We start from the raw sequence: 11,333 nt of genomic DNA on the forward strand, positions 1-11,333 counted from the left end.
CGCGCAAAGCGTCGCAGTGTACGGAGCCACTGTTCCCCCGCGCGTGACGAGGTCTAAGGCCGGGTTACCAAGTGTCTACGTAGAGAGTAGCAACGCTCGAGCCCTTCGTGGCAGAAGACAAGCCACGCACCAACCAGGTGCGCGTCTCGGCCGGATCGATCACCGCGTCGATTTCCAGCGTCTGCGCCATGTGGATCGCCTCGCCGTTCGCATACTGCTGCGCGACGAGTTTCTTGAACAGCGCATCGCGCTCCGCACCCTCGGGTGCAGCGGCCAGTTCCTTGCGAAAACCCAACCGCACAGCACCCTCCAGCCCCATCGCGCCGAATTCGCCGGTGGGCCAGGCCACGGTGAAAACCGGTGCGTCGAAGCCGCCCGCAGTCATCGCCTGCGCGCCCAGTCCGTAGCCCTTGCGAAGCACCACGGCGAAGAACGGCACGCGCAGATGCGAAGCCACCATGAACATGCGGCACACATGACGCACCTGTGCCTGCGCCTCGATTTCGGGCCCGACCATGAAGCCGGGCGTGTCGCACAACGAAACAATTGGAAGGCCGTGCGCATTGCAAAGCTGCATGAATCGCGCGGATTTGTCGGCCGCTTCCACATCGATCGCGCCGCCGAGGTGGTGCGGGTTGTTGGCCATCAGTCCGACCGGCCTGCCCTCGATGCGCGCAAGCGCAGTGACGATGCCCGCGCCGAAACCCGCGCGCAGTTCGAGCAGCGAGCCGGTGTCGGCCACGCCGCGCATCGCGGCGCGCACGTCGTACACGCGCAGGCGGTTCTCGGGCACCACATGGCGCAGCGTACGCGGGTCGGCGCATTGCCAGTCGGCGGTCGCGCCCTGGAAGTACGACAGGTATTGCTTCGCAGCAGCGACAGCAGCAGCTTCGTCTTCCACCAGGATGTCGATCACGCCGTTGCGCGACTGCACGCTGCTGGGCCCGATCTGCTCGGGCGCGAAGGTGCCGAGCCCGCCGCCCTCGATCATCGCGGGGCCGCTCATGCCGATGTTGCTGCCCTTGGTGGCGATGATCACGTCGGCACACCCCAGCAGCGCCGCATTGCCCGCGAAGCAGCGCCCATGCACGATGCCCACCACGGGCACCTTGCCCGACAGGGCCGCGAACTGGCTGAAGGTGTGGTTGTTCAGGCCCGCGACGATCGGCATGTCCGTATCGCCGGGACGACCACCGCCGCCCTCGGCGAACAGCACTACAGGCAGCTTGAGCTGATGCGCCACCGCCAGCAGGCGGTCGGTCTTGTGGTGATTGCGCATGCCCTGCGTGCCGGCCAGCACGGTGTAGTCGTAGGCCAGCACGGCGCAGCGCGACACCTCGGGGCCGAACTGCTTCGCGTTGATGCTGCCCAGGCCCGTGACCATGCCGTCCGCGGGCGTGTTGGCGATCAGGTCTTCGAGCGTGCGTCGCCGCGTTTGCGCGGCGATGGCGAGCGCGCCGTATTCGATGAAGTTGCCGGGGTCGGACTCGGTGTCGCACAGGTCGGCGATGTTCTCGCGCGCGGTGCGGCCGCCTTGTGCGTGCCGCTTGTCGACGGCAGCCTTGCGGTTGGCATCGAGCGTGGGCGCGTGGCGGTCGATGACCTTCTGCAGATCAGGGCGGATCGCGTCCAGGTCGTGCTCGGCGCGCGCCTCGACCTCGACGGCCTGCGCATCGACGGCTTCCAGCTGCAGCAGCGACTGGCCTTCGACCAGGTAGTCACCGGGCTCGGCCAGCAGCGCGACCACGCGGCCGGCCACCGGTGCGTGCAGCAGGTGTTCCATCTTCATGGCCTCGAGCACGCCGAGTTGCGCGCCGGCGGGCAGCACGTCGCCGACGGCAACTTCGAACTGCACGAGACGGGCTGGCATCGGGGCCTTGACGGTCAGCTCGTCGGAGTCGTCCTCGGTGACGACCGCTTGCGCTACGGGTGCCACCACCGTCTTCTTCGCATGCTTTTCAAGCGCTGCCGCAACCGCCAGCAGATCGCCCAGATGCGCCTCCACGAAACGCGTATGCACCGCCTGCGTCGCAAACTCGGGCCGCGCCGCGATGGCGCGCAGCAGCGACAGGTTCGTGGCGATGCCGTCGATATGGCATTCGTCCAGCGCGCGCAGCGATCGGCGCAGCGCGTCTTCGAAACGCGGCGACGGCGAATGCACGATGAGCTTGGCGAGCAGCGTGTCGTAGTGCGGCGAAGGCGCAAGGCCCGCGTAGCCGTGCGTGTCAACGCGCACGCCGGGGCCTGCCGGCAGATCGAAGCGCGCGAGCGTGCCGCCCGAAGGCCGCGCGTTGCCTTGCGCATCCAGCGTCTCCGCGTTGATGCGCCACTGCACAGCAAAGCCGCGCTGCGGTGCGGTGCGATCGGGTTCAACACCAAGTTCGCCCAGCGACTGCCCCGCTGCCACGGCGATCTGCAACTGCACGAGATCCAGCCCCGTCACTGCTTCCGTCACCGTGTGCTCGACCTGCAGGCGTGGGTTCGCCTCGATGAAGACGAAGGGCAGCGTCGTCGATGCCGCATCGACCAGAAATTCGAAGGTGCCGAGGCCGCGATAGCCCACCGTCTTCGCCATGCGCAGCGCAGCCTGCGTGACCTGCGCGCGCAAGGCCTCAGGCAGCGAAGGACTCGGCGCGATCTCCACCAGCTTCTGAAAGCGCCGCTGCAGCGTGCACTCGCGCTCGCCGAGGCTGGCCACGGCGTGGCCGTCGCCCAGCACCTGCACTTCGATGTGCCGCGCATTGCGCATCAGCCGCTCGACATACACGCCTTCGATGCCGAATGCGGCCTTGGCTTCGGACATGCAGCGCGCATGCGCCTCGGGCAGTTCTTCAGCGTTCAGCACCGCGCGCATGCCGCGCCCGCCACCGCCGCCGATGGCCTTGACCATCACGCCCGCGCCCTGCGCATGCTGCTCGGCGAAGAAGGCCTGCGCCTGTGCGAGCGTCACTGCGCCGGCGCTGCCAGGCATCACGGGCACGTCGCATTGCGTGGCCAGTGCGCGTGCGCGGGCCTTGTCGCCGAACAGGCCGAGCTGCTCCGGCGTGGGGCCGATGAAGACAAGGCCGGCGTCCGCGCAGGCCTGTGCGAAATCGGCACGCTCACTGAGAAAGCCATAGCCGGGGTGCACCGCATCGCAGCCCTGCGCCTTGGCCACCGCGATGAGCGCCGCGACATCGAGGTACGCCGAAGGCCCGGTCGCATCGAGCGCGATTGCTGTGTCGGCCAGCTGCACATGCAGCGCCGCCGCATCGTCGCGCGCATGCACTGCCACGCTGGCAATGCCCAGGTCGCGCAGCGCGCGCACCAGACGCACGGCGATCTCGCCGCGGTTGGCAATCAGAACTTTGGAGAACAGCAAACGGAACCTCTCAGCTTTTGTCTTTGAGCAAGCGGCGCAGCACCTTGCCCGCGCCGGTCGTCGGCAATGCGTCGATGAAACTCACGGCGCGCGGCGCCTTGTAGCTCGCCATGTTGTCGCGCGCCCAGGCGATGAGGGCGTCGGCATCGAGCCCGGCACCTGGCTTGCGCACGATGAATGCCTTCACGACCTCGCCCTTCTCTGCATCGGGCTGCGCGATGACGGCCGCCTGCGCCACTGCCGGGTGCTTGATGAGGATGGTTTCGACCTCTTCGGGGAACACGCTGTAGCCCGAGACCTTGATCATTTCCTTGAAGCGGCCGATGAAGGTGAGATAGCCATCGGCATCGAGCTTGCCCATGTCGCCGGTGTGCACCCAGCCGTTGCGCAGCGTGGCAGCAGTGGCTTCGGGCTTGTTCCAGTAGCCCTTGAAGGTGCCTGGGCTGGTGAGCACTATCTCGCCGACTTCGCCCACCGGCATGTGGGCCTGCGTGTCCGTGTCGATGATGCGGATGGTCACGCCCGGCACCGCGATGCCCTGCGTGCCCCAGCGCGGCGCATGGTGCGGCGTGTAGGTGTCGCAGGTGTGGGTTTCGCTCAGTCCGTAGGCCGCCTCGAACGAAGTGCAGTTCGGTGCGTGCGTGCGCCATTGCTGCGCCAGCGGTTCGGTGAAGGTGATGCCGAAGCTGGTCACCGGATTCATCTTCAGGCTGCGCAGGTCGAAGCTGTCGATGTCGCTTACCTGCATGCAGGCCACGTTCATCGGCGCGATGCTGTACCACCAGCTCACCTTGTAGGCGGCAATGGCCTGCAGCACGGCGCGCGGGTCGAAGCGGTGCAAGAGCACCGATGCCGCACCGGTCAGCACCGGCACGTTGACACCCATCAGCATGCCCGCGATGTGATACAGCGGCGCGATGGACAGCAGCACGTCGCCCGGCCCCACGCCGTTGCAGTCGGCCGCGGCGCGCGTCTTGAAGAGCGCGTTGCCGTAGCTCAGCATCGCGCCCTTGGGCAGGCCCGTGGTGCCCGATGTGTAGGTCATGAGCGCCACGTCGTCCATGTCGATGACCACGGGCTGCTGCTTGGCGTTGCCGCGCATCACGGCCAGGAAGTCTTCGCAGTCTTCGGGCACGCTGCGTTCGGCCTTGCGCTCTGCGGCCAGTTCGGCCGGCAGGTCGAGCGACGACGGGTCGGGCAGCAGGTCGGCGTAGTGCACCACGAACACGTGTTCGATCGAGCTCTCCGGCTGCACCTTGCGCACCACCGGCAGCAGCGGCGCGGCCGCGACGATCACTCGCGCCTTCAGGTCGTTGACCTGGTAGGCCAGCTCGTGCTCCTTGTTGAGCGGGCCGCTCGGGCAGACGATGGCGCCGATCTTCTGGATGCCGAAGTGCGCGACCAGGTACTGCGGACAGTTGTTGAGAAAGAGCACCACGGGCTCGCCCTTCTTCACGCCCAGCGCCTGCAGGCGCGCCGCGAAGGCGTCGCTGGCGCGGTCGAGTTCGGCCCAGCTCATCGCATGGCCGTACCAGAGGCAGGCGGTGCTGCCGCCACGCTCGCGTGCGTGGGTGCGCAGGTACTCGTGCAGCGGCTGCTGCGGGCGGTCGGGCAATGTCTCCATGGCGTCACTTTCTCAGGGTTATCGATAGCCGCCTGCACCGGGCAGGCGCTTGCCAATGGTGCATGGTGCACGAACAATCCTACCCATGGGTATAACTTCCGCGACACGGCACAAACCCTCTGGAGACCAGAGCGACACGACGGCGCAGCCGCATCTGCCCCAGGGCACTGGCCGCCAGCGCGCGGCCACGCAGGGCACCGATCTGCAGCGCGAGCGCATCCTGCAGGCGGCCGCGCAGCTCTTCGCCGCGCAGGGCTACGCCAACACGACCATGGCGCAGATCGTGCGCGCGCTGGGCGTGACCAAGCCCTTCGTGTACTACTACTTCCGCGACAAGCAGGAGATCTTCGAGACGCTGTCGTGGCGCCCGGCGGTCGACTGCTTCACCGCGCTCGACTTCGCGGCCACCGACCCGCGCCGCGCGAGCGAGAAGGTGCTCGAGGGCATCGAGCGGCTGATTCGCGCGACCATCACGCACCACCCCGTCGCCTTCTTCCCCTACCGCGAGCCGCAGGTGTACCGGCCGGAGTACATCGCGGCGCAGAAGAAGCTGGCGCACCACTTCTACGACCTGCTGTGCCCGCTGCTCGAAGAAGCGCGGCGCGACGGCGACCTCGACTTTGCGGAAACCAAGATCACCGCGCTCGCGGCCTGCAGCCTGCCCGGCTTCCTGTACAGCTGGTACCGCCCGGGTGGACGCCTGTCGCCCGACGAGGTGGTTGCCGAGCTCACGAAGCTCGCGAGCCGCGTGATCGGGCTGCAAGCGAAGAACTGACAAGACAACCACCCCGGAGACAAACCATGAAGTTGAAGAAGGCGCCATTGGCGCGGATCGCCCTTGCCTGCCTGCTGGCCGCTGCCGGCGCCGCGCACGCGCAAGCACAGCAGACCTACAAGATCGCCTACATCGATCCGCTCTCCGGCCCCTTTGCCAACGTCGGCGAACTGATGCTGATGCACACGCAGTACGCCATCGAAGACATCAACGCCAAGGGCGGCGTGCTGGGTGGAACGAAGCTGCAGCTGCTGCAGTTCGACAGCAAGCTCTCGGCGCAGGAGAGCCAGAGCGCGCTGCAGGCGGCCATCGACCAGGGTGCGAAGGCGATCGTCACCGGTGGTTCGGGCTCGTCGGTGGTCACGGCGCTGGTGCAATCGGTGGCGCGCTGGAACCAGCGCAACCCGGGCAAGGAGCTGATCGTTCTGAATCACTCTTCCATCGACCCCGAGATGACGGGCAAGGGCTGCAGCTTCTGGCACTTCCAGACCGAGGCCAACACGGCGATGAAGATGAAGGCGCTGGCCAACTACATCAAGAAGACGCCCGATGTGAAGAAGGTCTACCTGCTGAACCAGGACTACGCACACGGCAAGCAGTGGGCCAGCTACGGCCGCCAGCTGGTGGGCCTGGCGCGGCCCGACATCCAGTTCGTCGGCGAGGCGCTGCACCCCATCGGCCGCGTGAAAGACTTTGCGCCGTACATCGCCAACGTGAAGCAGAGCGGGGCCGACTCGGTCATCACCGGCAACTGGGGTCAGGACATGACGCTGCTGCTGAAGGCCGCGGGCGACGCGGGCTACAACCTGCGCTACTTCAACCACAGTGCGGGCTCGGTGCCGGGCACGGTCACTGCGGTGTCGCAGGCGAAACTGGGGCAGTTGACCTGGGTGGCCGAATGGCACCCTGGCGAGGCCGATACGCCGAAGGTCGACGCTCTGGCCAAGGCCTACAAGGCCAAGACGGGCAAGGACTTTCTCGCGCCGCGCATCGACATGACGCCGCGCCTGCTGGCCGCGGCCATCAACAAGGCCGGCAGCGCCGACACCATCAAGGTGGCGCGGGCGCTCGAAGACCTGACATTCGACTCTGTGGTGGGACCGGTGCGCATGCGTGCCGAAGACCACCAGTTGTTGCTGCCGCAGGTGGTCAACACCATCGTGCCGGTGGACGGCAAGACCGTGAAGACGGGCTGGGAAGGCACTAACTACGGCTTTCGTACTGACGCGGTCTATACCGGGAACGAGCTGGCGCAGGGGACTGAGTGCAAGATGGTTCGGCCCTGACTCGCTGACTTTCAGGGGGTGTGCGAAGAACACCGGGTACTCCCCTCCGCGAATGTCCCCCGCCTTCGGCTCCTCCTTTATTTCGCTGCGGGGAGCACCCGGTGCTCTTCGCACAGGGGCACGCTGCTGGTGATCTCGCGATGAACCACCGCTCTGCCCAACGCTCACGCCGATGGGGTGCCTTGCGCAGCGAAATAAAGGAGGAGGCCGCAGGCCGGGGGACATTCGCGGAGCAAGGCACCCCGTCGGTGTGAGCGCGCCCTGAATGAACTCCCCAGCCTAAGGGAAACCCCGTCCTGCCTGCCCCCCGTGCCGTCGGGATACTCCGGTTGTTACATCCCGGATATCCGAAGCGGGTCCATTCCAAAGGCACAACAACCCATGGCAGGCAAAAACTCGCTCTACCCGATCCCGCATCCGGCGAAGAAACCCTTCGTCGGGAACCTGCTGTCGATCGGGTCCGACTCTCCCGTGCTCGACATGTGGAAGATCGCGCAAGACCTCGGCGGTATCTACTGGCTGGACATGCCGGGCATGCCGGTGATCGTGGTGTCGTCGCCCGCGCTGGTCGACGAGCTCTGCGAGGAGCCGCGCTTCGACAAGAGCACGCGCGGTGCATTGCGCCGGCTGCGGGCAGCCTCGCACGGGCTCTTCACCTCCGATACGCACGAGGAGACCTGGTCCAAGCCGCACAACATCCTGCTGGCCAACTTCAGCCAGCGCGCGATGCAGGCCTATCACCCGATGATGCTGGACATCGCGGGCCAGCTGGTCACCAAGTGGGAGCGCCTGAACTTCGACGAAGAGGTGGACGTGGTGCGCGACATGACAGCGCTCACGCTCGACACCATCGGCCTGTGCGGCTTCGGCTATCGCTTCAACTCGTTCTACCGCGAAGGCTTCCACCCCTTCGTCGATGCGATGGTGCGCACGCTGGAGACGGTGCAGAACCGCCGCGGCCTGCCGCTCGAAGAGCTGATGCTCAAGAAGGAGCTCGCCCAGCAGCGCAAGGACATCCGCTACATGCACAAGATGGTGGAAGACATCATCGAGGAGCGGCGCACGAGCGGCGCCGACATCGCCACCAAGCCCGACCTGCTGAGCTACATGATCGCGGGCGTGGACAAGAAAAGCGGCGAGCAGCTCACCGACAAGATGATCCGCGACGAGTGCATCGAATTTCTCATCGCGGGGCATGAAACCACCAGCGGCCTGCTGTCCTTTGCCATCTACTTCCTGCTGAACAACCCCGAGGCCATGGCCAAGGCGCAGGCAGAGGTCGACAACGTGTTCGGCCCCGACACCACGCAGAAGCCCACTTACGCGCAGGTCAACCGCCTGCAGTACGTGATGCAGGTGCTGAAAGAGTCGCTGCGCCTGTACCCGACCGCGCCCGCGATCTCGATGCGCGCCAAGGAAGACACAAAGATCGGCGGCCAGTACACGATCAAGAAGAACAACATGATCATCATGCATGCGCTGGCGCTGCATCGTGACAAGGGCATCTGGGGCGAGGATGCCGATCAGTTCAACCCAGACAACTTCACGCGCGAAGCCGAGCGCGAGCGGCCAGTGAACGCATTCAAGCCCTTCGGCAACGGGCAGCGCGCCTGCATCGGGCGGCAGTTCGCCCTGCAGGAGGCGGTGCTCACGCTGGGCATGATCCTGCAGCGCTTCAACCTCGTGGATCACACGGGCTACAAGCTGAAGATCAAGGAAGCGCTGACGATCAAGCCGGAGAACTTCAAGATCAAGGCGCTGCTGCGCGATCCGGCCACGCGTCCGCGCGGCAACATGACCGACGCAGCCGCAGCCCCCGTGCAGCCCGTGCAAGCTGCCGCGCGCAAACCCCAGGCTGCACGCCACGGCACCTCGCTGCTGGTGCTGCAGGGCTCCAACCTCGGCACAGCCGAAGACCTTGCGCGCCAACTCGCCGAGGCCGGCGAAATGCGCGGCTTCTCCACGCAGCTGGCCTCGCTCGACGACTATGCCGAGCGGCTGCCGGCCAACGGCGCAGTGGCCATCGTCTGCGCCTCGTACAACGGCGTAGCACCTGACAACGCGGCCGAGTTCCATCGCTGGCTCGACAAGGCCGACGATTCGCTCAACGGCGTGCGCTTCAGCGTGTTCGGCTGCGGCAACACCGACTGGGCCGCCACCTACCAGGCCGTGCCGCGCCGCATCGACGAACGGCTCGAAGCGCTCGGCGCCACACGCGTGCATTCGCGCGGCGAAGGCGATGCGCGCGAGGACATGGACGGCGCCTTCCAGGACTGGAGCGACGCGCTCTGGCCCGAGCTGGTGAAGGCCTTCGACATCAAGACCGGCGCCGACACGCCCGTGCAGAGCGAACCGCTCTACACGCTCGAAGAGCTGCCGCCGCCGCAGAAGAACGCGATCGTCGATGCGCTGGGCGCAGTGGCGCTGCGGGTGATCGAGAACCGCGAGTTGCAAAGCGGAGGCAACGGAGAAGCCGGCCGCTCCACCCGGCACGTCGAGCTGATGCTGCCCGAGGGCCTGATCTACCGCGCCGGTGACCACCTGAGCGTGGTGCCGCGCAACAGCCCGGCGCAGGTCGAACGCGCGATGGCACGCTTCGGCTTCGACCGCACGGCCCACGTGCGCCTGCATGCAGGCGCGGGCCGCAAGGCAGCGCTGCCGGTGGAGCAGGTGATTGCGGTCGACCGCCTGCTGGGCGACTACGTCGAGCTGCAGGACGTGGCCACGCGCAAGCAGATCGCCACGCTCGCGGCATATACCGAGTGCCCGTTCACCAAGCCCAGGCTCGCGGCGCTGTCGGGCAGCGACGAGACTTCGCAGGCGGCATACAAGGCCGACGTGCTCCACAAGCGCAAATCGCTGCTCGACCTGCTGGAAGAGCACCGCGCCTGCCAGGTGCCGTTCGCGGTGTTTCTCGAAATGCTGTCGCCGCTGTCGCCGCGCTACTACTCGATCTCTTCGTCGCCGACGATGACACCGGGCAAGTGCAGCGTGACGGTGGGTGTGGTGAGCGGCCCGGCCAAGTCGGGCATCGGCACCTTCGAGGGCGTGTGCTCCAACTTCCTGGCGCGCGCGGAGGCCGGCGACACGGTGCACGGCGTGGTGCGCGAGACCACGGCCGAGGGCTTTCGGCTGCCGGACGATGCGAGCCGGCCGATCATCATGGTCGGCCCCGGCACTGGCCTCGCGCCGTTCCGTGGCTTCCTGCAGGAGCGCGCGGCACAGGTCGAGGCGGGCAATGCGCTCGGTGAGGCGCTGCTGTTCTTCGGCTGCCGCCATCCCGAGCAGGACTTCATCTATGCCGACGAACTCCAGGCCTGGGCGCACCGCGGCGTGATGAAGCTGCACACCGCGTTCTCGCGCGCGGGCGAGCGCAAGGTCTATGTGCAGGACCTGATCCGCGAGCAGGCGGCCGAAGTGTGGAAGCTTCTTGAAGCGGGCGCAGTGGTTTATGTGTGCGGCGACGGCTCGCGCATGGAGCCCGACGTGCGCCGCACGCTGAGCGACCTTGCGCGCGAGCACGGGCAAGACAGCACGGCGTGGATGGACAAGATGATTGCCGACCAGCGCTACGTGCTGGACGTGTGGGCCGGCAGCTGAAAGGAAGACTGCGCAGGCCTCGTCAGGCCTCCAGTGCCGACGCGTGGTCCTCGAAGGTGCCGCGAACGTGCCAGCCATCCGGGGTCAGCGCCATCACCTTGTCCGAGAGGCCGTGCGGCCCCGCCTCAGCCTTGACCTCGGCGGCAGCCGAGCACATGAGGCCCAGCATGGTCTCGGCCGTGATCGACTTCCCCCGGGCCTCGAAGCTCGCCCCGCTGTCCATGAAGTAGATGACGCTGCGGCTCGGCACCACCGCGATCAGCTCGCCCTTGAACCCCAGCGACAACTGCTCCCAGAGGTCCGGCAGCAGCAGCATGCAGGCCTCGAAGCCGTCGCCCGTCACCAGCGCCTTGTACATGACGAGGTCCTGCGTATCGAGGTTGTGCGCCACCTGCCGGAGCATGTTGTCGATCGCGAGTTCGTACAGCGACTGCGGGTCGAGCCCCGTTTCCTCCATGCCCTCCTGGGTCAGCGTGATGAACTGCGTGGGCGTGTCGAGCGCGAACGTCATCAGCAGATCGGAATCGCCAGCGAAGGGGTAGGCCACGGGCGTCTGCGCCTCGCGGTTGCCGCCCCGCGCCTCGATCTGGTCGAGCATCGGCTGCACGGCCTCGAGGAAGTCGACGTGCTTGATGCGGGGGTAGACGGGCGGCAGGTCGGGGTACATGGCGCCGCTATTGTTTTGGG

Annotated in this window: 6 protein-coding genes; 3 read left to right on the plus strand and 3 right to left on the minus strand. The window is 66.8% G+C overall.

All coding sequences use genetic code 11. The features are described 5' to 3' along the window. Positions 1-64 precede the first annotated feature (64 nt). Both ACN9MV_RS29355 and ACN9MV_RS29360 read right to left on the minus strand, forming a co-directional pair. On the minus strand, positions 65-3,358 hold the full coding sequence (locus ACN9MV_RS29355; RefSeq protein WP_426393212.1) for a carboxyl transferase domain-containing protein: 3,294 nt from the start codon (positions 3,356-3,358) through the stop codon (positions 65-67). A gap of 13 nt (positions 3,359-3,371) precedes the next feature. Then, on the minus strand, positions 3,372-4,985 hold the full coding sequence (locus tag ACN9MV_RS29360; RefSeq protein WP_426390576.1) for an AMP-binding protein: 1,614 nt from the start codon (positions 4,983-4,985) through the stop codon (positions 3,372-3,374). Positions 4,986-5,070: 85 nt separating this feature from the next. Between ACN9MV_RS29360 and ACN9MV_RS29365 the strand changes: the two genes are divergently transcribed. The 3 genes from ACN9MV_RS29365 (at position 5,071) to ACN9MV_RS29375 (ending at position 10,646) form a co-directional block, all read left to right on the plus strand. Further along, entirely contained in the window at positions 5,071-5,760 is a 690-nt protein-coding gene (locus ACN9MV_RS29365; RefSeq protein WP_093078947.1) for a TetR/AcrR family transcriptional regulator, read from the plus strand. Positions 5,761-5,786: 26 nt separating this feature from the next. Continuing rightward, complete coding sequence (locus ACN9MV_RS29370; RefSeq protein ID WP_426390577.1) at positions 5,787-7,046, plus strand: branched-chain amino acid ABC transporter substrate-binding protein; 1,260 nt, start codon at positions 5,787-5,789, stop codon at positions 7,044-7,046. A gap of 381 nt (positions 7,047-7,427) precedes the next feature. Continuing rightward, positions 7,428-10,646: a bifunctional cytochrome P450/NADPH--P450 reductase gene (locus ACN9MV_RS29375; protein ID WP_426390578.1), complete on the plus strand. Its 3,219-nt coding sequence runs from the start codon at positions 7,428-7,430 to the stop codon at positions 10,644-10,646. 22 nt (positions 10,647-10,668) lie between these two features. On the opposite strand, the gene ACN9MV_RS29380 is transcribed toward ACN9MV_RS29375, so the two are convergent. Continuing rightward, complete coding sequence (locus ACN9MV_RS29380; protein WP_143042631.1) at positions 10,669-11,313, minus strand: hypothetical protein; 645 nt, start codon at positions 11,311-11,313, stop codon at positions 10,669-10,671. Between the last annotated feature and the right edge of the window lie 20 nt (positions 11,314-11,333).

The organism is Variovorax sp. R-27 (assembly GCF_049913215.1).
Taxonomy (GTDB): domain Bacteria; phylum Pseudomonadota; class Gammaproteobacteria; order Burkholderiales; family Burkholderiaceae_C; genus Variovorax.

Coding starts and splice junctions, on each gene's coding strand:
- ACN9MV_RS29360 (WP_426390576.1), bottom strand. CDS start 4,985: ATGGAGACATTGCCCGACCGCCCGCAGCAGCCGCTGCACGAGTACCTG.
- ACN9MV_RS29365 (WP_093078947.1), top strand. CDS start 5,071: ATGGGTATAACTTCCGCGACACGGCACAAACCCTCTGGAGACCAGAGC.
- ACN9MV_RS29370 (WP_426390577.1), top strand. CDS start 5,787: ATGAAGTTGAAGAAGGCGCCATTGGCGCGGATCGCCCTTGCCTGCCTG.
- ACN9MV_RS29375 (WP_426390578.1), top strand. CDS start 7,428: ATGGCAGGCAAAAACTCGCTCTACCCGATCCCGCATCCGGCGAAGAAA.
- ACN9MV_RS29380 (WP_143042631.1), bottom strand. CDS start 11,313: ATGTACCCCGACCTGCCGCCCGTCTACCCCCGCATCAAGCACGTCGAC.